At 68.3% G+C, this 23524-nt stretch carries 23 protein-coding genes; 13 read left to right on the forward strand and 10 right to left on the reverse strand.

All coding sequences use genetic code 11. From position 1 onward, the window contains the following. Positions 1–295: 295 nt before the first annotated feature. Positions 296–865 (reverse strand): NAD(P)H-dependent oxidoreductase, encoded by a 570-nt coding sequence (locus ACFP3H_RS08235; protein ID WP_378601919.1) that lies wholly within the window; start codon positions 863–865, stop codon positions 296–298. A 96-nt stretch (positions 866–961) separates the two neighbouring features. On the opposite strand from ACFP3H_RS08235, the gene ACFP3H_RS08240 reads away from it, so the two are divergent. Next, the gene (locus ACFP3H_RS08240) at positions 962–1603 is read left to right on the forward strand and encodes a TetR/AcrR family transcriptional regulator (RefSeq protein ID WP_378601922.1); all 642 of its coding nucleotides are present in this window, start codon (positions 962–964) and stop codon (positions 1601–1603) included. 6 nt (positions 1604–1609) lie between these two features. Beyond that, a complete protein-coding gene (nadE, locus tag ACFP3H_RS08245; protein ID WP_378601925.1) occupies positions 1610–2434 on the forward strand; it encodes an ammonia-dependent NAD(+) synthetase in 825 nt (274 codons plus the stop codon). Positions 2435–2438: 4 nt separating this feature from the next. Here nadE and ACFP3H_RS08250 read toward each other — a convergent pair whose 3' ends face one another. The 3 genes from ACFP3H_RS08250 to moaA form a co-directional block, all read right to left on the reverse strand. Next, positions 2439–2714 (reverse strand): hypothetical protein, encoded by a 276-nt coding sequence (locus tag ACFP3H_RS08250; protein ID WP_378601928.1) that lies wholly within the window; start codon positions 2712–2714, stop codon positions 2439–2441. Between the two features lie 139 nt (positions 2715–2853). Beyond that, positions 2854–3096, reverse strand: coding sequence for a MoaD/ThiS family protein (locus ACFP3H_RS08255; protein WP_378601931.1), 243 nt, complete (start codon positions 3094–3096; stop codon positions 2854–2856). After that, the gene (moaA, locus tag ACFP3H_RS08260) at positions 3089–4147 is read right to left on the reverse strand and encodes a GTP 3',8-cyclase MoaA (protein ID WP_378601934.1); all 1059 of its coding nucleotides are present in this window, start codon (positions 4145–4147) and stop codon (positions 3089–3091) included. The genes ACFP3H_RS08255 and moaA overlap by 8 nt, the downstream gene beginning before the upstream one ends. Before the next feature lie 187 nt (positions 4148–4334). Here moaA and ACFP3H_RS08265 point away from each other — a divergent pair, with 187 nt between their 5' ends. The 3 genes from ACFP3H_RS08265 to ACFP3H_RS08275 are packed head-to-tail and all read left to right on the forward strand — an operon-like array spanning position 4335 to position 7037. Next, a complete protein-coding gene (locus ACFP3H_RS08265; RefSeq protein ID WP_378601937.1) occupies positions 4335–5540 on the forward strand; it encodes a molybdopterin molybdotransferase MoeA in 1206 nt (401 codons plus the stop codon). Beyond that, positions 5537–6613, forward strand: coding sequence for a bifunctional molybdenum cofactor biosynthesis protein MoaC/MoaB (moaCB, locus tag ACFP3H_RS08270; RefSeq protein WP_378601940.1), 1077 nt, complete (start codon positions 5537–5539; stop codon positions 6611–6613). The genes ACFP3H_RS08265 and moaCB overlap by 4 nt, the downstream gene beginning before the upstream one ends. Then, entirely contained in the window at positions 6606–7037 is a 432-nt protein-coding gene (locus ACFP3H_RS08275; protein ID WP_378601943.1) for a molybdenum cofactor biosynthesis protein MoaE, read from the forward strand. Before moaCB ends, ACFP3H_RS08275 begins: the two co-directional genes overlap by 8 nt. Here ACFP3H_RS08275 and ACFP3H_RS08280 read toward each other — a convergent pair whose 3' ends face one another. From ACFP3H_RS08280 to ACFP3H_RS08290, 3 genes are all read right to left on the reverse strand, one after another. Beyond that, positions 7038–8069: a CobW family GTP-binding protein gene (locus ACFP3H_RS08280; protein WP_378601947.1), complete on the reverse strand. Its 1032-nt coding sequence runs from the start codon at positions 8067–8069 to the stop codon at positions 7038–7040. Between the two features lie 91 nt (positions 8070–8160). Next, positions 8161–9294: an N-acetylmuramoyl-L-alanine amidase gene (locus ACFP3H_RS08285; RefSeq protein WP_378601950.1), complete on the reverse strand. Its 1134-nt coding sequence runs from the start codon at positions 9292–9294 to the stop codon at positions 8161–8163. Between the two features lie 188 nt (positions 9295–9482). Next, positions 9483–10019 carry an RNA polymerase sigma factor gene (locus ACFP3H_RS08290; protein WP_378601953.1) on the reverse strand — a complete coding sequence of 179 codons (537 nt, stop codon included), beginning with the start codon at positions 10017–10019 and terminating at the stop codon, positions 9483–9485. A gap of 196 nt (positions 10020–10215) precedes the next feature. Here ACFP3H_RS08290 and ACFP3H_RS08295 point away from each other — a divergent pair, with 196 nt between their 5' ends. After that, positions 10216–10539 (forward strand): hypothetical protein, encoded by a 324-nt coding sequence (locus ACFP3H_RS08295; RefSeq protein ID WP_378601956.1) that lies wholly within the window; start codon positions 10216–10218, stop codon positions 10537–10539. Here the strand turns inward: ACFP3H_RS08295 and ACFP3H_RS08300 are convergent. Next, entirely contained in the window at positions 10530–11363 is an 834-nt protein-coding gene (locus ACFP3H_RS08300; RefSeq protein ID WP_378601959.1) for a helix-turn-helix transcriptional regulator, read from the reverse strand. The two genes, ACFP3H_RS08295 and ACFP3H_RS08300, sit on opposite strands and share 10 nt — an antisense overlap. A 134-nt stretch (positions 11364–11497) precedes the next feature. On the opposite strand from ACFP3H_RS08300, the gene ACFP3H_RS08305 reads away from it, so the two are divergent. The 4 genes from ACFP3H_RS08305 (at position 11498) to ACFP3H_RS08320 (ending at position 14633) form a co-directional block, all read left to right on the forward strand. Continuing rightward, positions 11498–12385, forward strand: a complete 888-nt coding sequence (locus ACFP3H_RS08305) for an NmrA/HSCARG family protein (RefSeq protein ID WP_378601962.1) — start codon at positions 11498–11500, stop codon at positions 12383–12385. Between the two features lie 137 nt (positions 12386–12522). Next, positions 12523–13491: a cation diffusion facilitator family transporter gene (locus ACFP3H_RS08310; protein WP_378601965.1), complete on the forward strand. Its 969-nt coding sequence runs from the start codon at positions 12523–12525 to the stop codon at positions 13489–13491. Between the two features lie 114 nt (positions 13492–13605). After that, positions 13606–14250, forward strand: coding sequence for a response regulator transcription factor (locus ACFP3H_RS08315; RefSeq protein ID WP_378601968.1), 645 nt, complete (start codon positions 13606–13608; stop codon positions 14248–14250). Further along, a complete protein-coding gene (locus tag ACFP3H_RS08320; RefSeq protein WP_378601971.1) occupies positions 14247–14633 on the forward strand; it encodes a hypothetical protein in 387 nt (128 codons plus the stop codon). The genes ACFP3H_RS08315 and ACFP3H_RS08320 overlap by 4 nt, the downstream gene beginning before the upstream one ends. An 11-nt stretch (positions 14634–14644) precedes the next feature. Here the strand turns inward: ACFP3H_RS08320 and ACFP3H_RS08325 are convergent, their stop codons facing one another. Together ACFP3H_RS08325 and ACFP3H_RS08330 are read right to left on the reverse strand one after the other, a co-directional pair. Beyond that, positions 14645–16903, reverse strand: coding sequence for an ATP-binding protein (locus ACFP3H_RS08325; protein ID WP_378601974.1), 2259 nt, complete (start codon positions 16901–16903; stop codon positions 14645–14647). Positions 16904–16965: 62 nt separating this feature from the next. Beyond that, positions 16966–17613, reverse strand: coding sequence for a hypothetical protein (locus ACFP3H_RS08330; RefSeq protein WP_378601977.1), 648 nt, complete (start codon positions 17611–17613; stop codon positions 16966–16968). Between the two features lie 339 nt (positions 17614–17952). Between ACFP3H_RS08330 and ACFP3H_RS08335 the strand changes: the two genes are divergently transcribed. The 3 genes from ACFP3H_RS08335 (at position 17953) to ACFP3H_RS08345 (ending at position 23516) form a co-directional block, all read left to right on the forward strand. Continuing rightward, on the forward strand, positions 17953–18405 hold the full coding sequence (locus ACFP3H_RS08335) for a hypothetical protein (RefSeq protein ID WP_378601980.1): 453 nt from the start codon (positions 17953–17955) through the stop codon (positions 18403–18405). A 647-nt stretch (positions 18406–19052) separates the two neighbouring features. Continuing rightward, the gene (locus ACFP3H_RS08340) at positions 19053–19682 is read left to right on the forward strand and encodes a sigma factor-like helix-turn-helix DNA-binding protein (RefSeq protein WP_378601983.1); all 630 of its coding nucleotides are present in this window, start codon (positions 19053–19055) and stop codon (positions 19680–19682) included. 108 nt (positions 19683–19790) lie between these two features. Next, positions 19791–23516 carry an nSTAND1 domain-containing NTPase gene (locus tag ACFP3H_RS08345; protein WP_378601986.1) on the forward strand — a complete coding sequence of 1242 codons (3726 nt, stop codon included), beginning with the start codon at positions 19791–19793 and terminating at the stop codon, positions 23514–23516. Positions 23517–23524 lie beyond the last annotated feature (8 nt).

Below are 23524 nucleotides of genomic sequence, written 5' to 3' on the forward strand. Positions count from 1 at the left end.
GAAGAAAGCCCTGCTCGTAACCCCTTCCCTTGGGCCCGATCAGTGGTGGCTCCACACCGTCTTCCAGTACGACAGACACTACACCTAGTGGCCGACAGATGAGAACAACACAAGGTGTTGCGAGTCGCACGGATGTAATTCCCACGGGGTAAGTCCCAGGACGGGCCTGGGTCGAGCAGGGAAAACAGTGGTTCAGATCACCATTTCACCCTTCGGCGAGTCTTCAGCAAACCCGCCCGACAGCGAAAGGCGCCGCATCCGCGATGGATGCGACGCCCGGTGCCGAAGACCCAGCTTACGCCGAGATCAGCGTGCCGTTCGCCGCGGCGACCAGTTCGTGCACGGTCGCGCCGAGCTGGGTCAGCGCCTCGGCGTCCTCGGCCGGGTGGGTCTGCCCGAAACGCTCGCCGATTCCGGCGAACCGCGCCGAGGCCGACTCGACCACGGCGCCGCCCGCCACGCCGATCGCCTTGACCACGTCGCCGTGCGCCCAGGCCGCGGCGTTGGGGCTGATCGACGCGCTCACCACGGCGACCGGCTTGTCCTTGAGCGCGCCGGTGCCGTACGGGCGCGAGGCCCAGTCGATGGCGTTCTTCAGCACGGCGGGCAGGGTGCCGTTGTATTCGGGGGTGACCACCAGCACGGCGTCGGCGGCGGCGACCGCGGCCCGCAGCGCCTCGGCCTGCGCGGGGACCGCACCGGGTACGTCGAGGTCCTCGTTGTAGAAGGGAATCTCGGCGAGGCCCTCGTAGAGGGCGATGTCGACGCCGGCGGGCGCGGTCCGCGCCGCGGCCTCGGCCAGCCGTCGATTGATGGAACCCGCGCGCAGGCTTCCGACGAGAGTAAGGATGCGGGTCTCGCTCATAACGACTCCTGGTGTACTCAGTGGAATGATCCAAGTTTCATCCAGCAATAACCGGACTGCGGTCCGATTACTTCCCGCGGAGGACGTGTGAGCGGCGTGAGCTACACCACACCCGACGACTCGCCCCTGCTCGGCATCGGCGGCCCCCTGCCCGGCGGCGCGGAACCGGTCGAACGCGCCGACGCCGCCCGCAACCGCGCGCTGCTGCTCGACGCGGCCCAGCAGCTGGTGCGCGAACACGGCGTCGACGGCCTCACCATGGACGCGCTCGCCAAGCGCGCCGGCGTCGGCAAGGGCACCGTGTTCCGCCGCTTCGGCAGCCGCACCGGGCTGATGCTGGCCCTGCTCGACCATTCCGAACAGAAATTCCAGGCCGCGTTCATGTTCGGGCCCGCACCGCTGGGCCCCGGCGCGGACCCGGTCGATCGACTGATCGCGTTCGGGCGGACCCGCCTGCTCGACATCGAGGTCGAGGGCGACCTGCACCGCGCCGCCGAAGCCGACGGACGCCTGTCCAGCGACCCGTACGCGCTGCACAAATCCCACGTCACGCTGCTGTTGCGCGCGGCCGGGGTCGACGGCGACCTGGGTCTGGTCGCCGACTCGCTGCTGGCCACTCTCTCGGCCGCGCTGATCATCCACCAGGTGGAGGTGCTCGGTTACCCGCGCGAGCGGATCGGCGACAACTGGGAATGGCTCGTTCGCCACGTCGTTTCCCCTGCCGCGCAAGTAGAGTGAGACGGCATGGGGACACTGCGTGAACAGATCATCGCCGAATTGGGTGTGCTGCCCGAGATCGAGCCGAAGCAGGAGGTCCGGCGCCGCGTCGACTTCCTGAAGGACTACCTGGCCACCACACCGGCCAGGGGGTTCGCGCTCGGGATCAGTGGCGGTCAGGACAGCGCGCTGGCCGGTCGCCTGTGCCAGCTGGCCGTCGAGGAGCTACGCGCCGACGGGATCGAGGCGAAGTTCCTCGCGGTGCGCCTGCCCTACGGCGTGCAGGCCGACGAGCACGACGCGCAGACCGCGCTGAACTTCATCGACCCGGATCGCACCGTCGTGGTCAACGTCCGCCCCAGCGCCGACGCCATCGGCCTCGAGGTCGCGGGCGCGCTCGATCACGAGCGCCTGCGCGACTTCGTGCGCGGCAACATCAAGGCGCGCGAGCGAATGGTCGCCCAGTACGCGCTGGCCGGGCAGGAGAGCCTGCTGGTGGTCGGCACCGATCACGCGGCCGAGGCGGTCACCGGCTTCTTCACCAAGTTCGGCGACGGCGGCGTCGACCTGACCCCCCTCACCGGCCTCACCAAGCGCCAGGGCGCCGCCCTGCTGCAAGAACTCGGCGCCCCCGCGAGCATCTGGTCCAAGGTCCCCACCGCCGACCTCGAGGACGACCGCCCCGCCCTCGCCGACGAGGACGCCCTGGGCCTGCGCTACTCCGAGATCGACGACTACCTCGAGGGCAAGGACGTCACCCCCGAAGTCGCCACCCGCCTGGAAACCATCTTCACCAACACCCGCCACAAGCGCACCGTCCCGGTCACCCCCCTCGACACCTGGTGGCGCTGACGGTTCAGGCCGACAAAACGGTCACGACCTCGAGCACGGCCGCCAGGATTCCCAGCGTCAGCAGGATCGCCGTCAGTCCCCAGCCGAACTGGTTGCCCCGACGGCGGCGCGCTTCCCGCGTCTGGGCGTCGAGCCCCTGCTCCTTGGCCGAGGGCAGGAAGAGCAGGATGAGGAAGCCGAGGCATCCACTCGCGAAGATCCAGGCGAACGGATTGAACCCGCGCTGGTAGGCCAGTAGGCCCATCACGAACATGACGAAGACGATCACCAACGACGACACCGCACACACCTTCTCGAAAACGCTCGCCGATTCCCGGCACGTCGGCGAGCGTAACGGGGCGGACGGCGGGGTGCCGAATCAGTGGCCGATCGCTGTGACTTATCCTGAAATGTTGTCGCGCAACAGCTTTCGTGGCGAGCTAACCGCCGGCGAAGGGTGGTAGGACATCCACGCGGTCGCGCAGCATGGCGGTGGGGTCGCGGGTGAGTTCGTCGCCGATGAGGAAGGCACAGACGCCGACGAGGCCGTCGATGTCGGAGCCGTAGGTGGCGGCGAGGGTGGCGCGCAGGTCGGCGACGGTGGCGCCGGCGGGTAGGTCGAGTGATTCGGTGTTCTTGCCGACCGCGTCGGCGATGGCGGCGAAATAGCGGACCTCAACCACCGATGGCTCCCATCGTGCGTTCCGGGGGGACGAAACCGGCGGCGTCGATGCCGTGACCGGCCCATTTCTGCCACATCGCGCCGCGCCACAGTTCGGCGACCTCATCGTCGTCGGCACCGGCGCGCAGGGCGGTGCGCACGTCGAATTCGGTGTCGCTGAACAGGCACGAGCGCAGCATGCCGTCGGCGGTCAGGCGGGTGCGGTCGCAGCTGTCGCAGAACTTGCGGGTGACCGTGGCGATGATGCCGACGGTCGCGGGGCCGCCGTCGACCAGCCATTTCTCGGCCGGAGCCGACGGGTCGACACGGGCGGTGGGCGTGAGGGTGAAACGTTCGCCGAGGACCTCGAGCAGGTCGGCGGCGGTCACCATGTGCTCGCGAGCCCACTCGTGGTCGGCGTCGAGGGGCATTTCCTCGATGAATCGCAGTTCACATTCCTCGGCCAGGCACCAGGCAAGCAGGTCGGCCGCGCCGGCGAGGTTCTGGCGCATCAGCACGGCGTTGACCTTCACCGGCGCCAGGCCGGCGTCGCGGGCGGCCCGGATGCCGTTGAGTACCGATTCGAGGCGGTCGCGGCGGGTCAGGCGGGTGAAGTCGACCCGGTCGATGGTGTCGAGGGAGACGTTCACCCTGGTCAGCCCGGCCTCGGCGAGCTTGCGCACCCGGTGTTCGAGGCCGACGCCGTTGGTGGTCATGGCCAGCGGGGTGTCGGGCACGGCGGCATGGCAGCCCGCGATGATCTGTTCCAGTTCCCGGCGCATCAGCGGTTCGCCGCCGGTGAACCGGACCTCCCGCACGCCCAGTTCGCGCACCGCGAGCGAGACCAGGCGCACGATCTCGTCGGCGGTGAGCAGTTCCTGGCGCGGAATCGGCGGCAGGCCCTCTTCGGGCATGCAGTAGGTGCAGCGCAGCGAACACTTCTCGGTGATGGACACGCGCAGGTCGCGCGCGACCCGGCCGAAGCGGTCGACGAGGAACGGCGTGTCGGGCCTGCCGTCGAGCGACGGCAGCTCCGAGCGCACAGCGGGTATCCCCATCTCGACCAGCGTCATCCTTACAGTATGACCCGTAGCTTCCGCGGTATTCCGTGCGCCGGGCCGATTGGTCACGAACTCGTCAGCTCACCGCGCACGACCGGCCACGGTGAGCCGCACGGGCGCGGACCTGCGCGAACGCACCGACCCGCGCCGCGTGATCGCTGAGACGCGCGCGGCAACCCGGCCCTATTAGGCTGGCAGCATGACTCCCCGGCCCGCTACCGCGTCGGCGCGCAGCGTCGACGAGTACCGCGACACCCTCGCCGCGTTGCTGGCGCACCTGGGCGACCGGCCCGCTGAGCAGGTACCGGTGCCCGACGCGCTCGGTCGCACCCTGTCGGCCGATGTGGTCTCCCCCATCGATCTGCCGGTGTTCCGCAACTCGGCGATGGACGGCTACGCGGTGCGCGCGGCCGACGTGGCCGTCACGCCGGTGACGCTGCCGGTCGCCGGTGTGGTCGCGGCGGGCAAGCCCGGCACCGCGCCGCTGCCCGCGGGTGCGGCGCTGAAGGTGATGACCGGCGCGCCCATGCCGCCCGGCGCGGACTGTGTGGTGCCGGTGGAGGACGTGCAGGCCGGGGACGGTCGCATCGTGGTCGAACGCGGCCGTGGGCGTGGGGAATTCGTGCGCGAGGCGGGCACCGATGTGCGCACCGGCGAGCTCGTGGCGCGGGCGGGCACGGTGCTCGCGCCCCGCCACATCGCCGCGCTGGCCGCGGTCGGGTTGGCGACGGTGCCGGTGCTGAGTCGATTGCGCGCGGCCTGCATCACCACCGGTGACGAACTGCGCCCCGCGGGCAGCGCCCTGGCTCCCGGCCAGATCTACAACTCCAACGGCATCGCCCTGGCCGCGGCGTTGCGCGCCGACGGTGTCGAGGTGGTCGAGATCGCGCACAGCACCGACGACCCCGCGCGGTTCACGGCCGTCTTGCGCGAGGCCACCGCCGTCGCCGACCTGATCTTCACCTCCGGCGGGGTGTCCAAGGGCGATTTCGAGGTCGTCAAGGATGTGCTCACGCCGCTGGGCGGCACGTTCGGTTCGGTCGCGGTGCAACCCGGCGGCCCGCAGGGGTACACGGTGGTCGACGGCGTGCCCGTGCTCAGTTTTCCCGGCAATCCGGTGAGCACGATGGTCTCCTACGCCGTGTTCGCCCGACCCACCGTGCGCGCGCTGGCGGGCCTGCCCGAACCGGAGAGCCGCGAGACCACCCTGCTCACCGCCCTGCGCTCCCCCGCCGGTCGCCGCCAGTACTTGCGCGGTCTGCTGACCGACGACGGCGTCGAGGTGATCTCGGGCCCCGGCTCCCATCTCATCGCGGGCATGGCCTGGGCCGATGTGCTCGTGGATGTCCCCGCCGAGGTCACCTCGCTGACCGCCGGAGCCCCTGTGCGAATCTTGACCCTATGAGCGAGTTGTCCCACGTCGACCGCGAGGGTCGCGCGCGCATGGTCGATGTCAGTGCCAAGCCCGACACCACCCGGATCGCCGTCGCCGCAGGCGAATTGCAGACCACCGCGGAGGTGATCGCGCTGGTGCGGGCCGAGGGCATGCCGAAGGCCGATGTGCTCTCGACCGCGCGCTTGGCCGGAATCGCCGGTGCCAAAAAGACTTCCGAGCTGATCCCGCTGTGCCACCAGTTGGCGTTGTCGTCGGTGAAGGTGGAGTTCGGGTTCACCGAGACCTCGATCACGGTGGAGGCGACGGCGAAGACGACCGGGCCGACCGGGGTGGAGATGGAAGCGCTGACGGCCGTCGCGGTGGCGGGGTTGACCCTGCACGACATGGTGAAGGCGGTGGATCCGGCCGCGGTGCTGAACGGGGTGCGGCTGGTCACCAAAGAGGGTGGCAAGCACGGACATTGGGTGCGACCCGAGGCGCGCGCGGCAGAGGTGGTGCCGCCCGAGGCGTCGAGCCGGTTGGCGCAGCTCGACGGTGCGGCGAATCCTGTTTTCGCCGGCGACCCCGGTCTGGCGGATGGCGCCGAATCGGCTGACGCCCATGCTGTTTCGCGTACCGCAGTGGTCGTCGTCGCCTCGACCGGCACCGCGAACGGCACCCGTATCGACACCACCGGCCCGGTTCTCGCCGAATGGCTTACCTCCCAGGGCTTCTCGGTGCGCGGCCCGCTCGTCTACGCCGACGCCGAGATCGCCGCAGGCCTCGACGACGCCCTCGGTGGCGCGCCCGCGTTCGTGGTCACCACCGGCGGCACCGGCGCCTCCCCCACCGACGCGACCCCGGAGGCCACCCGTGCGGTCCTCGACCGCGAACTGCCCGGGGTGGCCGATGCCATCCGGCAGCGCGGCACCGCGAAGTTCCCCCTGGCCGCCCTGAGCCGTGGGGTCGCGGGGCTGGTCGGGCGTACTGTGGTCGTGAATCTGCCCGGTTCGCCCGGTGGGGTGAAGGACGGAATCGCGGTGCTGGAACCGCTGTTGGATCATCTGCTCGCGCAAGTAGCCGGAGGCGGCAATCATGAGTGACCTCGGTGCGGTCCGGCTGGCCACGATCAGCGATCAGGATCTGGACCCGCAGTCGGTCGAGAACGCGGTCGACGGACCGGAATTCGGCGCGATCGTGGTGTTCACCGGCAAGGTGCGCAACCACGACGGCGGCCAGGCGGTGGCGTCGCTGGAGTACTCCGCGCACCCGCAGGCCGAGCGGTTCCTGCACGCCATCTGCGCCGAAGTCGCTCAGGCCAGCGGACTTCCGGTCGCCGCGACCCACCGCGTCGGCTCGCTCACCATCGGCGGCTTGGCGATCGTGGTGGCGGTGGCCGCCCCGCATCGCGCCGAGGCTTTCACCGTGTGCGCCGAGCTCGTCGACCGGATCAAGCACGAGGTCCCGATCTGGAAGCGCCAACTCTTCGCCGACGGCCTGTCGGAGTGGGTCAACGCCTGCGGCTGATCAGCGCGGGGTGTAGCGCCACACGCCGAGCATGGCCTGCTCGTCGAGGAGGTTTTCGCCGTCGAAGACGGTGTCGCGCAGGCGTTTCCGGGCCGCGTCCGCGTCCAGGCCCGCGCCGATCAGGACCAGGTTCGAGACGCGTTGTTCGCCACGCGCCCACGTCGTCGGGGTGAAGACCACGTGCCTGCCGACCACGTGCAGTTCGAACTTGCGTCGCTCACCCGCTACCGCGAAGGCCACACATCCCTTGGCGCGGAACAGACCCGGCGGCGGGTCTTCCAGAAAGCTCACCAGCGCACGGGGTTCCAGCGGCGCCTCGCTGGTGAACGACACCGAGGTGTAGTCGTCGTGGAGGTGTCGGTGGTCGGGGTCGTCGTGATCGTGTTCGTCGAGCAGGGCGTCGAAGCTCAACTGCTGGGCCACTTTCGGTTCCTCGGGCACCCGGTCGTCGAACAGCAGGCCGGGATCGATGTGGCCGTGGGTGGTCGCGTAGACCGGCACCTGCCCGACCCAGTCCGACAGCTCGCGGCGCAAGCCGTCCAGCGCATCGGGCGGCACTCGGTCGGCCTTGTTCACCAGCACCAGATCCGCCAGGCGCAGGTGGGTGAGCAGTTCGGGGTGTCGCGCGCTCGTCTGCTCGAACTGTTCGGCGTCGACCACCTCGACCAGGCCGCCGTAGGCGATGCGCGGGTTCGGGTTGGCGATCACCATGCGGATCAGGTTGCGCGGTTCGGCCAGCCCGCTCGCCTCGACCACGATCACGTCGACCGCGCTGCGGGGTTGGGCCAGGCGACCGAACAGGTCGTCGAGTTCGGAGACGTCCACCGCGCAGCACACGCACCCGTTGCCGAGCGAGACCATCGCGTCGACCTGCCCGGCCACCAGCATCGCGTCGATGTTCACCGCGCCGAAGTCGTTGACCACCACTCCGATCCGGGTCCCCCGATTGTTGCGCAGCAGGTAGTTGAGCAGGGTCGTCTTGCCCGAGCCGAGAAACCCAGCAACGATCACGACAGGAATCACCGAACCCATGCTGCCACCTGCCCCGCGACCCCGGCAGACCAGCCCGCACAGCACACCCGCCCACCCCCGGTCGGGAGTGGGCGGGCGGTGACGCGAGGTGTCAGACCGGCCCGAAGACCAACCCCACCAGCGTGTACACGAGATTGATCAGCTGACCGGGGATGGTCGACTCGTCCATGCCCAGTGCCTCGGCCAGCGGCATCAGCAGCGTCATGACGGCGGTGATCGGACCGCCGAGCACGCTCAGGTCGAACTCGGATTCCTGCGGCGTCGTCTCGGTCTGCGGGGTGGTGCCGCGCTTCTTCGGGGTGCTCGGCGCGGGTTCGGCCGGGGTTTCGGGTGCGGTGTTGCGCGAACCCGCACCGGGGGCCGTGCGCGCGGGCACCTCGGCCGGTTCGGCGATCGGGGCGCGCGCGGGCACCCGGGCGGGCGCGGACGCGGGGATCGGTTTGTTCAGCAGGAACCCGACCACTCCGGTGGCGATGGCGACCGCGTGCTCGAGCTGCCCCTCGCGGGTTTCCAGCCGGGCGGCGTCGTCGGCGTTGGCCCCGTTGCCCATCTCCACGAACACCAGCGGGACCTGGGTGAGCGCGGGCCCGGCCACGTCGGCGCGGGTCTGCAGGCCGCCCGTCACGCCCGCGTAGTTGGCGGGTGAGAAACCGGCGGCCAGGTAGGCGTCGCGCACCGCGGCTGCCGCGACCCGTCCGCCCCCGGACTGGGCCTGGTCGGCAACGGGGTCGGGGATCGGGAGTTCGGGCACGATGAGGTGGAATCCGTGCTGGTCGGGGCCCGCGCTGTCGGCGTGGATGCTCACCGCCACATCGGCGCCGGACTCGTTGGCCGCGCGGGCGCGATCGTCGACGCAGCCGCCCCAGCCCACATCGTCGGCGCGGCTGAGCACCACCTGTGCGCCGAGCGCCTGTAGCGAGGCCTTCACCAGCTGGGCGACGTCCCAGTTGATGGTGTGTTCGGGGATGCCGTTGAGCGAGGTCATGCCGGTGGTCTGGCAGGCCTTGGTGCCGCCGCGCCCGTTGTCGACCGGGCGGTTCAGATCCTCGGTATGACCGGACCCCTGATGACCGGGGTCGAGGAAGATCGTCTTGCCGGCGAGCTGGTCGCTGGTCGCCGGTTCCGGGGCGGCGTGGGCGGTAACCGGGACCAGTCCCGACAGCGACACCACCACCGCGGCGGAGAGGGTGGCGCAGATTCCGGTCCTGATGATGTTTGGTTGCATGTTCGGTCGGCGCCCGGGGAACCGGAGCGCCCCTCCCTTCCCATTGGTAACACCTGGTAACACCAAACCCAGTAGTTAACTGTCGCAACTTGTGTTACCGCGAAGCAAGGTTGGTTACCGAAATGTGACAGGCGGAATAAAGAGGAAACCCCAGGTCTAAACCCTAATGGCCGGTTCGATGGTCACCGTCAGGCAACATCGGGCAACTGTCGCAGCGAGCGCAGCGCGTAGTGCACGCGCGTCTTCACGGTGCCGACGGGCACCCCGAGATCGGCGGCGACTTCCCGATAGCCGCGATCGTGCAGGATCACCTCGGTGACCGCCGCGCGCTGCGGTTCGGGCAGCCGCGACAGCAGTTGGTCGACGAGCAGCCCGTCGACCAGACCATCGGCGAAATCCGGTCCGCCACACACGGATACGTCGTTGATGTCGTCCCAGCCGACATCGCCGGGGCGCACCGCGCGGGCCCGCACGATGTCGATGATGACATTGCGTTCGATCGCCAACAGCCAGGTGCGCACGCTGCCCTTGCGACTGTCGAACTCCCGGCACGCCCGCCACCCGCGCAGCAGGGTCTCCTGCACCGCGTGCTCGGCCAGCCCGGTGTCGTTGAGGCTGCGCATCGCCCGCCAGTGCAGCAGACCGCGATCGGTGGCCAGCACCTGTGCCAACCCGTCCCTGGTGCACAGGCCCGCGCAGTGCGCGCCGCAGGAATTGTCCGTCATATGGGGTTATCGCACCGGCGGCCGCCGATGACAACGCCGCGCCTTAAGTAAGTGTTCAGCAGACTCCTTGGCCCACGCGCGATGCTTTCTTCGCGAGCCCGGCGGGGCCTGCTCCAGGAGGGGGGAGCAGGGCAGCCGGGCTCGCTTCTTTTCCCGTGACCGCCCATTTTCCGGACCAACCGGGCACGATCGCAGGGTGGACATCCATGCGTACCCGACCGACGCGCAGACGCCGGTCGACCTGGCCGAGGCCAGCCGGATCGCGGCCGAACACCTCCCCGCCGAACTGCCAGGTCACACCCGCGAGATCATCGAATTCACCAGCGGCTTCACCGTTTTCGCCGTAGCCCCCCTGCACGCGCCCCCGGACCGCCCGGTGCCGATCGGCGGCTCGGTCTACGTCATCGACAAGGCCACCGGCGCGGTCTCGTTCTGGCCGACCTATCCCAGCGACACCGTCGCCGCGACGTACGCGACCGGCCGAGTGATCATCGCCGAAACCTGGCCCGATCAGGACTGATCGAGCAGGGACCGCACTCGACGCAGGTCGTCATCGGTCGCGGGCCGCTGCACGACCAGCAGCAGGTCGGGGTCCTCGACGGGCCGCGACTGGAACAGCTCGAGTTCGAGCTCACCGGCACTCGGATGCGTGAGACCCACCGTGGTGGGCCGGAATTCGGCGACATCGTAGTCGGCCCACCAGGTACGGAACTCGGCGCTGTGCACGGTGAGCGCGGCGACCAAGCCCGCCAGCCGCGCGTCGTCGGGCCGACTACCGACGATTGCGCGCAATTGGCTGACGATCGCACGCGCCGCACGCTCCCAGTCGCGCATGGCGGCCCGGTTCTCCGCGTCGGTCAGCATCCACCACAGCAGGTTTCGCTGTCCCGGCGCCAACCGCGCGGGATCGGTCCGCACCACCGCGAAGGCCCGATTCCAGACCACGAAGTCCAACCGCCCGTCATGAATCACCGCCGGACTCGGCGACAGGGCGTCCACCAACCGCTGCCACCGCTGCCCATCGCACGCGGTCGCGACCACCGCCTTCGGCTCCGCGAGATCGGCGAGCCTGCGCAGATGCCGATGCTGGGGGTCGTCGAGCCGCAGGGCCCGCGCGAGCGAGTCGATCACCTGCGAACTCGTACTGATCCTGCGCCCCTGCTCGAGCCAGGTGTACCAGGTCAGACTCACCCCGGCGAGTTCGGCGACCTCCTCGCGGCGCAGGCCGGGGGTGCGGCGGCGGCCTGGTTCGAGGTCGTGGGGGAGGCCGACGTCGGTGGGGTGGAGGCGGGCGCGGTGGGCGCGGAGGAAGGCGGCCAGTTCCGCGCGGCGATTCTCGCTCATGATGCTCCGTTCGTCTCTGCGAACAGCGTTGTTCTGGGTAGCAGTATCGGTGCCAGGACCAGCGGCGCGCACCGCTTTACCGTCGTATTCACGAGGTGATCACGAAAGGTCATCCGAGACAAGGGAGTACGACGATGAGTAACGACAACGGACCCGTGCTGGTGATCGGGGCGACGGGGCAGCAGGGACGGGCTACGAGCCGGGCGCTGCTCGAAAAGGGCAGGCAGGTCAGGGCTTTCGTGCGGAACCCGGAGTCGGCGGCGGCGAAGGCGTTGGCGGCCGAGGGCGCGGAGCTGGTAGTGGGTGATCTCGATGACGAGGCCAGTGTGAAGGCCGCGCTCGACGGGAGCCGCAGCGTGTTCCTGATGCTGACCATGATGGAGGGCGTCAATATCACCGCGGCGGGCATCGCCGCCGAACAGCGGCGCGGCGAAACCGTGATCGACCTGGCACGCGACAGCGGGATCGAGCACCTGGTGTACAGCTCCCTGCGGGGCGCGGGGCAGAACTCGGGCGTGGAGTACTACGCGGCCAAGGAACATCTCGAGGACTACCTCACCGCGCAGCGGATTCCGGCGACGATCCTGCGGCCGGTCTTCTTCATGGACAATTTCGCCTCCTTCAACCGCCCGGTGCTCGACGATTCGGGCACGCTGGTACTGAATCTGGCTGTGCGCGCGGATATTCCGCTGTCGCTGATCTCGGTCCGCGATATCGGCGCCTTCGCCGCGCTGGCGCTGACCCGCCCGCGGGAGTACCTGGGCCGCACCCTGTCCATCGCCGGCGACCGTCTCACCCCGCCGCAGATCGCCGCGGCGTTCGGCGGCGCGGCCGGTCTGCCCGCGCGCAGCTTCCAGGTGCCGATCGAGGCGGTGCGCGCCTTCGACGAGCAGGTGGCCAAGATGTTCGCCTTCTTCAACGAACGCCCCGACGAGGAACTCGACCTCGCCGCCCTGCGCGCCGAGCACCCGGACCTCCAGGACCTGCCGACGTGGCTGGCCACCTCCGGCTGGCGCCCCTGACCGCACTTCGCCCCTCCCCCGCCTACGCTGGAGCACCGGTGACCAGCGACGATCGCGATCGATCACGAAGGAATTGCATACATAGCGATGTGTGCATACGATTGCCTCGATCGAACAGCAGGGAGAGGATGGATTCGATGGGCGCAGGGCACGGGCACGACCACAAGGTGTCGGCCACCAGCGATCGGCGCTGGTTGGCCGGGGCGTTGGCGGTGATCGTCATCTTCCTGCTCGGCGAGGTGGCCGTCGGTATCTACGCGCAATCGCTGGCCCTGCTCTCCGATGCCGCGCACATGACCACCGACGCCGCCTCGATCGTGTTGGCGCTGTGGGCGATCCGACTCTCGGCCCGCCCGGCGACCGGCCGGATGACCTTCGGGTGGAAACGCGTCGAGATCCTGTCCGCCCAGGCCAACGGTCTGACGCTGCTGCTGTTGGCGATCTGGCTGGCCTACGAGGCGATCCGCAGGCTGTTCGAGCCGCCGGAGGTGCACGGCCTGCTGGTGTTGATCACCGCCGTCGTCGGCATCGGCGTGAACGTGCTGGCCACCTGGATGATCAGCCGCGCCGATCGCACCAGCCTCAATGTCGAGGGCGCCTACCAGCACATCCTCAACGACCTGTACGCGTTCATCGCCACCGCTGTGGCCGGTCTGGTCATCATCCTCACCGGCTGGGTGCAGGCCGACGTGGTGGCCACGCTGATCGTGGTGGTGCTGATGGTCAAGGCGGGCATCGGGCTGATCCGGGCGTCGAGCCGGATCTTCCTCGAGGCCGCCCCCGAACACCTCGACCCCGACGAGATCGGCCGCGACATGGCCGACCGCGACGGCGTCACCGAGGTCCACGACCTGCATATCTGGGAGATCACCTCCGGCTCCCCCGCCCTCTCGGCGCACGTGCTGGTCCAGCCCGGCCACGACTGCCACGCGGTCCGCGAGGACATCGCCCACATGCTCGACCACGACCACCACATCGAACACGTGACGCTCCAGGTCGACCACGCGAGCCCGAAGATCCTCGACATCGGCAACCGCGACTCCCACCCCTGCGCCGACTCGCACGGGCCCACGCACGTCACGAAGAACGCGCCGCACACCCACTGACGGGGTCACTCCCGATGAGTTGCGCGAATTCATTTGTCCCCGTGTGATTCTGGGGCGGGTGGCTATGCTGGCGAGGCGGATTGCCACTACTCCTCCCAGCTGAAGGAACACCGGATGATCTCAGTCACGATCATCGATGATCACCCGCTCGTTCGAGACGGGATACGCGGCTGGTGCGCGCGGGCGGACCCGCCGATCGAGGTGGTCGCGGAGTTCGCCGATCCCGAGGAATTCTTCGACGCGGAGTCGGCGCCGACGACGACCGCCATCGTTCTCGACCTTCAGTTCCCCGGTCGCCCACTGGATTTGAGTGTCGTGGCGCGGCTCAGCGCCGAGGACCGTCGCGTCGTGGTGTACTCGCATCGCACCGACCCCGATACCGTTCTGGATTGTCTCGAGCGCGGCGCGGCGGCCTACCTGTCGAAGGAGGAGGGTGGCGATCGACTGGTCGAGGCATTACACGCGGCGGTAACCGATCAGCCGTATCACAGCCCGACCATGGCGAAGGCCATGCATTCCGGCCGAGCCGCGATCCGCCCGAAACTGTCCGAACGCGAGCGTGAGGTGCTGTTGATCTGGTTCCAGACCGAGTCGAAAGTGATGGTCGCCCAACAGATGTACCTGTCGGTAAAGACGGTGGACACCCACCTGGCCCGAATCCGCACGAAATACGCCGCGGTCGGCAGGCCGGCGCCGACCAAGGCCGCCCTGGTGGCCCGCGCGATCAAAGACGGACTGGTCACGGCGGACGAGCTGTGAGCAGCGTTGCCCGGTGGTCCCTGGTCGCGGTCCTCTCGACGCTGGCCCTGCTCGGCACCGGCGCGGCGAACGCCGTGCCCGGATCCGGCGGCAACGCCGTCCCGGTTCCGGCCGACTACGACTACGACCCGTCCAAGGGTGCCCTGCACGACTACTGCACCGTCTTCGGCAACGATCTTCCCGGCGTCGACTTCCGCGGGGCCTGCGCGCGCCACGACCACTGCATGGACAGGATGGGCAACGCCGGATACGACGCCTGCCACACCGCCTTCGGCGCGGACCTCGTCGCCGAGTGCGCCTGGTCGTTTCCCGCCGAGGCCGCGCGGCACGGATGCTTCGCGCTGGCCGCCGCGATGGAAATAGTGGTGCGCGAAGTGAACTGAGCCGTTCCGGGTCAGACCGGAACGAGCTCCCCCAGAGGCTGGTGGCAGCGCAGCCGCAACCACGCCGTACCGGCGTCCTCGTCCACGATCAACTGGGTGCTGACGCGTCGCTGGTCGACTCTCGGCTCGAGGTCAACGCCCACCGCGTCACAGACCACACTCACCGCGACATCGTCGTCTTCGCGCACCACCGTCAGTCGCGCGCGAGATCGGCTGCCCGCGAGCATGATTCGAATCGCTTCGGCCACGACCTCGCGGTCCGCGCCGGACAGCTCAGGAAGTTCGGACGACGTGTCGATGACGACGTTCACCCCGCGCGCCTCCGCGTCGTCGATCGCGTCACGGATATCGGCGAACAACGGGTGGTCCATGCTGTCCACCCGGTCCAACAGTCGCCGCAGCCGCGAGTACTCGGTGTGCGCGTTCCACCGCACCTCGGACGAATCCAGGCGCAGTGTGCCCTCGGCGATCCCGCGCAGCATCGGCAACAACGATTTCAGCTGCCGCCGGTAGCGCCGTTCGCATTCGTGATTCAGCTCCGTGTCCACTGCCGCCGCCGCGACGACCGCGCGCCGTTGTGCCTCCTGCTCGGCGACAAGACGCACCACGCGGTGCAGAGACGACCCGAAACTGACCAGCGCGATTTGCAGATACATCACGCCCGCCGTCAGGTACAGCATGTAGGACAGTTTCCCCAAACTGGGTGTGCCGTACACGACAATACCGCTGACAAGCGTCCACCAGATCAGCACGGTGCCAGTCGTCACCCGGCTCGATCTACGAAGCCCGAGCGCGACAATCGTCCAACCGGTCACCCCGACCGACCAGTTCAGGCCGGTCTGGCTAGGTGGAACCCAGACGCACAGCAGCACCGAGATCGCGACGATGGTGGCCATGAGTGCCATATTGGTCCTCGGGCTGCGGCGCGGGATCGCCACCGCGACGACCGCGCACACAACGTTGACCGCGGCCAGTAGGAGATGCACCCACGCGGGCGGAATCGGCCCCGGATGCCCGATCAGTCGGCTCAGTTGCAGCGCTATATCGCCGATACAGATTGCGGCGACCCCGACGATCAGCCCGGCTTCGAGACGACCGACATCGATGGCGTCGCGGTCGTGGCCGGGTTCGGTCGGCCCGCGCTCGGTGGTATCAGCCAGCCACGACAGTTCGACGGTAGTTCCTTTCCCCACCGCGCCGGTCACAGTGGCGGTGGCGCCCACGGCAGACATCCTCTCCATGATCGATCGGCGGATCCCGTGCCTGAGCGTCGATCGCACAGAACCATCGGCAATACCGATCCCGTTGTCGAACAACGTCAATTGCTGTTCGGCCACGACGATCGTGACCTTGCTGGCTTCGGCGTGCCGCTCGACATTCGTCAGTGCCTCCCGGACCGCCGCGACGACCGCCCACGCCAATGCGGTGGGCAGCCACAGCTGTGGTTGTCCACCGATCTCGACGGGCACACGACATTGGCGGACCGGCTCTGCCAGCATTGCCACCACTTCCACCGGCGATCCACCGGAGTCCACGAAGACCGGGACACCGGCTTCGAGCACGGCCAGATCGCTACCGGCCTGGGCGGCAATCCGATCGACCGCGACCGGGGCCCCGGTGCTGATGAGCATGAGCGTCGAAGCCGCCGTGTCGTGCAGAATCGCCCACTGTTCCCGTTCGTGACGCCGCCGCGCCGCCGCGACCACGGCATCGATTCGAGCGCGGGTCAACGCCGCCTGCGAGGAGTCCACGGCGGCGGCGGCACGCAGCACGATCTGCCGTACGCCTGTCGCGAGAACTGCTGCCACGACCAAGAACTGGATCGGATACGACGACAGTGCCTCTCCCACACCAAGATTCGACACATCCCGACACCCGACCAGCAGCGCGGACACGATGGCCGCGCAGCATAGGGCCGACACCGACCAGGACACAGCAACCCCGAAGGAGATGACAGCCGCTCCGGCCACCTGAAAGGCGACGTCGTCCACGGTGCTCATCGAAGACGACGTCACCGCAGGACCCGCGAGGAACGCGAGGATCACCAGCAAGTCGGCCGACTCCCACCCTGGGCCGTCACGCCGATCCCACAATCGGAATGACGACCACACCAGCAGCACCGTGACCGCTATCGCGCGTGACACCGGCGTCAACGCCGTGAGAAACCATGCCGCGCATGCCGTCAGGCACACCACGTGACGAAAACCGAGTGCGAGCCCGACTCCTTCCCGAACGACACCGTCATACGTCAGCTTCAGGCCAGGCTCCACGATGCCAAACCTAGCCAATCCGAGCGTGATCGGCCGAGAAATGCCACGCCCCCGAGCAAGCATCAGGCCGCGTCGCCCAGTTCTTCCCTGGCGATCGCCCGCAGCAGCGGCATTCCCTCCGAGCTGATCCGACGCACGGTGCCATCGGGAATCGCGAGGATGCGCGCGACCTCCATGATCGTGCGCCGGTCGTAGCCGTCGCCGGAGATGACGAAGATGTTCGCGAATACCCGCTGATACTTCCCTGGCATTCGGGCGAGCATCCTGGCACACAGATCACCGGCCTCCACCAATCCGATGCCGTCGCAGTGTTCTTCGCAGCGCAGGCGCGCCACCGCCTCTGGATCATCGACCTGCCAGCCCGCGTCTCGTTTCCGGGCGCCCTCGCGTCGCAGCAGTTCCTTGACCTTCCACCGCCCGACATTGCCCTCCACATAGGCCCGCCAGCTCTGAACGGGCTGCGCGGGAAGCGGTTTCATCACGAGGTCGTAGGCCACTCGGGAGGCGATATCGTCGCAGTGCGCGCGGAACCGTGGACTGAGCGACCGATAGGCGCATCGCTCGGCGAACTGCGTGATCTCGGGCAGCGTCGCCCCGAATACCCACTCGAAGATCCTGGTCTGTTCGTTGCGCGGTGCCTCGTCCAGACGCCGCCCGAGCCATCGCGTATAAGGATGGTCCGCGGCACTCGAGCCCCACTCCGTCGACATCTTGCCCTCCGATCCCACGGCGTAGTCGCCGTCCTGCCTCGATCACCGAATACGGATGCGGTCGTCCTCTTCTCGGTGCGAGTACGTCCGACCAGGTGAAATGCACCCGAAATGAGGATCTCAACGGCGCGCGGCGCGCGGTATCAGGTAATTACCCGACACCTCGCCGAGCGCTGAACCGAGGCCGTCGCCGTCGGCATCTGAGTTGTCAGCAGGGCAGTCGCGCCCGCACCGATACTGATCGATCGAGCCGATGTGCGCTGATCGCAAATGCCGAATGGGAGAAACAGAATAATGACGAATCCCGATAACCCCAGGCCCATCACACCGCGGCCGACGATGGGATTTCCACCCGCCCAACGCAATACGGCCGCGGCCAAATGGGGCGGTGGCGTCGCGGTCACCGGTGCGGCTTTCGCGCTGATCACGATCACCGTGCCGTGGGTGAAGATCTACTACCGCACCTTCACCCTCGGCGAACTCGCCGACTCCGGTATCGGCGGATCCATCAGCGGATCCGCCTCGGCGGCAGTGATTTTCTATCTACTCGGCGGCCTCACCGCGGCCGCACTCGGCATTATCGGAATTGCGGCCAGCACGCGGAATTTGATCACCATCGCGGCGATCGGCACACTCGTCGCCGGACTCGTCCTCGCCGTGGCCACGATGATCGGCCTGTCGATGTTGGACGAACTCGGCCCCGACAGCGCCAGTGGCGGATTCCTCCTCGGCGGATTCGCGGCCCTGGTCACCTTCGCGGGCGGCGCGGTCCTGCTCGCCGGTCGCGGTTGAACCGTCGACCTGACACGCCGCTCGATTCAAGCATCTTCGATAAATCCACGAAGCACGAGAATTCCGGAGGAACCATGTCTGTCACCACGCACCGAATCACCCGATACATGGCGATCATCACGGCATTGGCCGCGTTGACCGGTATCACCACAGCAACCGCGACCGCGACCGCGGGAAATCCCCCGTGCTACCAGAACTTCTGTCTCTACGATCAAGACATCGACCAATACAGTATTTCCTGGGGAATCCCCAGCGACGGCAGATGCTACAGCCTCGCACCGGACACAGCACGCTACGTAGAAAACGGGACCGATCGAGAGTGGGAGGTCTTCTCGAACGCCGAGTGTTCCGAGGGTTCGGCCAAGATCGTTCCCCCGGGGTACTCCGGCCCGACTCCACTGCCCACGCAGTCCGTTCGCGCGGTGTACTAGAAAAACAGTGAAAGGTGCCCCGACCTTCGACGATGCAACTCGCGAAAGTTGAATCTCGAGGGTCTGGGCGCCGCATACCCGCCCTGAGCTGGGCGTATGGAGTTGTACGGACCCCGCGGAATCGCTGGGCGAGACCCCGGTCGCACGGCCATCGTCGAGGAACCACACCGCGAAAGGTGCTGGTGTCCCCCATGGTCGAGATCGATGGAGTCCCGCATGTACGCCACAGACCATCCCTACACCGAATGGCTCGGACGACACCTGGCCGAGGTACCACCCAACGAGCAGTCTCGGGTGTTCGAGTGGGTATTCGGAGCCCAGTTGGCCGAGATCACCCGGTATGCCGAACGGTGCGCTCGCAGTTCCCTCGCCCCGCACCTGCGCCCGCACGCGGACGACATCGCGTCCCGAGTCGCCGAGGATCTGGTGCTGAAACCGCTTCCGCCAGAGCCGGTGCGGAGCTGGCGGGTGTATGTGGAAGTCAATGTGCGACGGTGGAAAGTGAAGGAACTGATGCGGCGCGAGAGCGCGCGTAAACGCGACGCGGGCTGGCGAGTCGATGATGACGAATTGCTGGCGGGCGCGGGTGGGGATTCCGCGACGGACAGTTTCGCCCTATTCGACACCGTCGAATTCTATGCCGCGCTACTCGCCCGGATGCCGGACAAATACCGGACCGTATTCGCGACCATTTTCGTCGTCACACCCGACGGCTACGACCGACGAACGATCATGGAGGTCGCGCGGATGCTGTCGGTCCCCGATGGCACGATCCGCAGACTCAGCGCGGAGGGCATGCCGTTGCTGCGGGAGATCACCCGCGCCGAACTGGGTGCGGCCGCCTGACGAGGCGGGCTACCCCGAGGACAGACGCTCGGCGGTGCGAGGAGGTGCTGTCGCGCGGATCCTCGCACCCCGAGGCGTCAGGTCGTGTTCAATAACGGTGTGCATGGTATGGGTGGGGATTCACCGAATGTCGTTGTCCTGCAAATCGAATCACGCGAACAGCTCGGTGCGGAATTGACCAGGATCCGAATGGCCGCGGGTCTGTCCATCCGCAAGGTCGCCGACCGGGCCGGTGTCCCCGCGCCGACGCTGGGCGGCTGGTACGCCGGTAAGGCCGTGCCCGCGATCGACGCCGCCGCCTACCTGGCGGCGGTGCTGCGGACCTGCGACGCGGCCGAGGAGTTCGATCGGTTGTGGGAGGCCGCGAACCGGCTCCGGAGTACCGCCCGTCCCGCGCGTCCGACGAACTCGCCTTACCGCAGCCTCGAGCCGTACCGTCTGGAGGATGCCGCGCTGTTCTTCGGCCGCGACGATCTGATCGAAGATCTCCGCTCGCGAGTCGAGCGCGCGCTGGCCGGCGAGGGACCGCGCCTGATCGGGGTGCTCGGCTCGTCGGGATCGGGCAAGACGTCGTTGCTGCAAGCCGGGCTGCGACCGAAACTCACTGTGCCGGTGCGGTATTTCGCGCCGGGCGCGGATCCGGTCGGTCGCCTCGATTCTGCACTTGCGGCGTCCTCGTCGGAGGGCCCGCCGTCGGTAGTCGTGATCGACCAGGCCGAGGAGCTGTGGACCTACCGCGCGGCCGCGGAGAATTCCGATGCCCACCCGGTTTCGCCGAAGGAGTTCGTGGACCGACTCGTGGCGGTGACGGAAGCGGGCACCGTCGTGATCTTCGCGCTGCGCGCCGACTTCTTCGAACGCGCGTTGGACGTCCCCGCGTTACGGGAGCCGATCTCGAAAGACGCGGTGGCCGTGGGGCCGATGAGCCGCGAGCAGCTCGAGCAGTCCATCGTGCTGCCCGCGAAACGCGCCGAGGTGACCGTCGAGCCCGCGCTGCTGAGCGTGCTGTTGGACGAACTGGCCGTCGCCGGTGGCGGCGCGCACGACCCGGGCGCGCTCCCGCTGCTGTCGCACGCGTTGCACGCGACCTGGGTGGGTCGAACCACCGCCTCGGCAGTACTGACTGTCGAGAACTACCGCAGTGCCGGAGGCATCCGGACCGCAGTCGAGCAGACGGCGGAGAAGGTATGGGACGGGCTCGGTTCCGAGCAGGCGCAGGCGGCGTGTGAGCGGCTGTTCGTTCGCGCGGTGCACCGCGGCGACACCGCGTTGGCTCGCATCGTGGTCGACCCCACCGAACTGATCTGGTCCGACATCGACAGCGCGACAACGGCGACGGTCGTGGATCACTTCGTCGAGGCCCGCCTGCTCACCACCACCAACGGCGGGGTGCAGATCACCCACGAGGCCCTGCTGCACGCGTGGCAGCGGCTCGGGGATTGGCTCGCCGAGGACGCCGAAGGGCACGCGCTGCACCTGCGCCTCATGGCTTTCGTCCGGGCCTGGGATCGGTCGGACAGTTCCACGCTGCTCACGGCCGCCCGGACCGAGGAGTACCAGCTGTGGTTGGGCAAGCCGGGTCGTCGGCGGGGGTTGACCGTGGCCGAGGGTGAGTATCTGGCGGTGAGCGCCGCGCACCACGAGGCTGTGGCACGGGCCGAGTTGTGGCGGGTGCGACGCCTCTACGCGCTGGTCGGGGCGCTGTTTCTCGTCGCTGTCGTGTCGATCGCCGCGACGCTTGTCGCGGTGCAGTCCTCACGCGCGGAGGCCGAGCAGTTCCGGGTATCGCACGCGCACGAGCAAGCCTCGGCGTCGTACGCGGTGCGCTCCGGGGCGCCGGACGTCGGCGGATTGCTCGCGGTTCAAGCGTTCCGCTCGCAGCCCGACGTCCAGACCCGCAGCGCCCTGCTCGAAGCCCAGGCCGACCGGTTTCTCGGCCGGATCCCGGCGAGCAAGGAGCCGCTCTACGGCGTGGCGTCGAGTCCCGACGGAACGCTGATCGCGGCATCGAGCTATGACGGGTTCGTTCGACTGTTCGACGCGCGGACACGCCAGGAACTGCATCGCTGGCGCAACGGCGAATACGGCGGCTCCGCAATGGCGTTCAGCCGCGACGGCAAGCGGGTAGCCAACGCCGAGGACGAGACCCTTCGGGTCTGGAGCACCGTGGACTACACGCTGGTCGGTGAAGTTCGCGATATCGAAGGCGGGATGGCCAATCTGGCGTTCAGCCCGGACGGGCGCGTCCTGGCCGCGTTCGCCTACAACCGCGACGGCCCCACCGATATTCGCTTCTTCGACGCCACCACACTGGAACCCGTGGCCGGGCCCCGTGGTGATATCCCCGACATCGCGGGCCCGCTGGCCTTCGCGACGGATTCGGGAGCTTTCGCCGTCGCCGGTACGGGGCCGGTACAGGTGTGGCGCCACGTCGACGCGGACCCGATCACGCTCCCCCGACCGTGGGCGGACCGCAAAGCGGTCGCGCTGGGTATCAGCCGCGACGGGCAGAGCGTGATCGCCGCCGACGCCACCGGCTGGACCACCTGGTGGAGCCTGAAAGACGGGGTGCGGGAGATATGGACCGAGAAGTTCGATTCGGCCGCGTGGGGCCTGGACTTCAGTCGAGACGGGTCCGTGCTCGCCATCGGTCTCGACGACCGCACCGTGCGACTCTACGACGCCGACTCCGGAGTAGGACCGTTCACGACGCTGGTCGGACACAGTAAGTCCATTCACCGCATCGCTTTCACCGAGGACGGAACGAAACTGCTCACCTCGAGCTCGGATGGGTCGGTGGGGATCTGGGACACCTCCGATCTGGCGCTGCGGGCCGTACATCCGATCGCGCCGGTGCGCGCACTGGCGCACGGTCTCGGCGGTGCCGTGGCTGTCGCGGCGACCGACGGCAGCGTGCATCAGTGGGACGCGATCTCCGGGCATCGACGCCGGTTCGATCCACGCTGGCGGGAGCCGGTCGCCCTGGCCTTCGCCGCGGGCGATCGCTTCCTCATCGTCGGTGGGCGACACGGTGTGTCCGCGCTCGACACGACCACCTCCTCGATCGTCACCCTGAGTGCCACACCGGTGGTCGACATCGCTGTCAGCGGCGACACCAACACTCTCGCAGTCGCTTTCGATGATCAGACAATCCGACTGTGGGACACCCGTGACTGGCGACCACTCCCGCCCGTTGCCGTACCGGAGGGCGAAGTCCTCGACGGACTCGCCTTCGGCGCGAACTCGATGCTCGCCGCCCACGCCTATACCAACGAGCTGATCGTGTGGAATCTCGCGGACAACGACCCCGGCCCCTCGGACCTGTTCGAGACCGACATCTCAGCGGTCGCTTTCAGCCCGGACCTGCGATTTCTCGTCTACGCCACCGACTCCGGGCAGATCAAGGTCCACACGATCGCGCCGGATCTGCGCGTGAACCGAGACCCGATCGCCGACCTGGCCCTGCTGCACCCGGCCGCGACCGATCAGCGCTCGGCAGGACTACGCCACCTCATCAGCACCCTGACCTTCAGCCCCGACAGCCACCTGCTCGCCGCCGTGAGCGACGACGGCATCACCCGCGTCTGGACCGTCGACAACGACGGCGCCTTCACCCCGCACGCAATCCTGCAGGGCCACAACGGCACAACCACCACCGCGTCGTTCGAACCCACCGGCACCCACCTCGTCACCACCGGCACCGACGGAACGGTACGCCGCTGGGACCTCGACACCGACCGCGCCCTCGCCCGAGGATGTACTGCGGCAGCCACCTCCGACCCGTCGAGATGGCTCCCGCGTGACACCACCCTGCTCGATGGGAACGGCTGTTAGCGGCACGA

It is taken from the genome of Nocardia lasii (genome assembly GCF_042658545.1).
Classification (GTDB): Bacteria; Actinomycetota; Actinomycetes; order Mycobacteriales; family Mycobacteriaceae; genus Nocardia; species Nocardia lasii.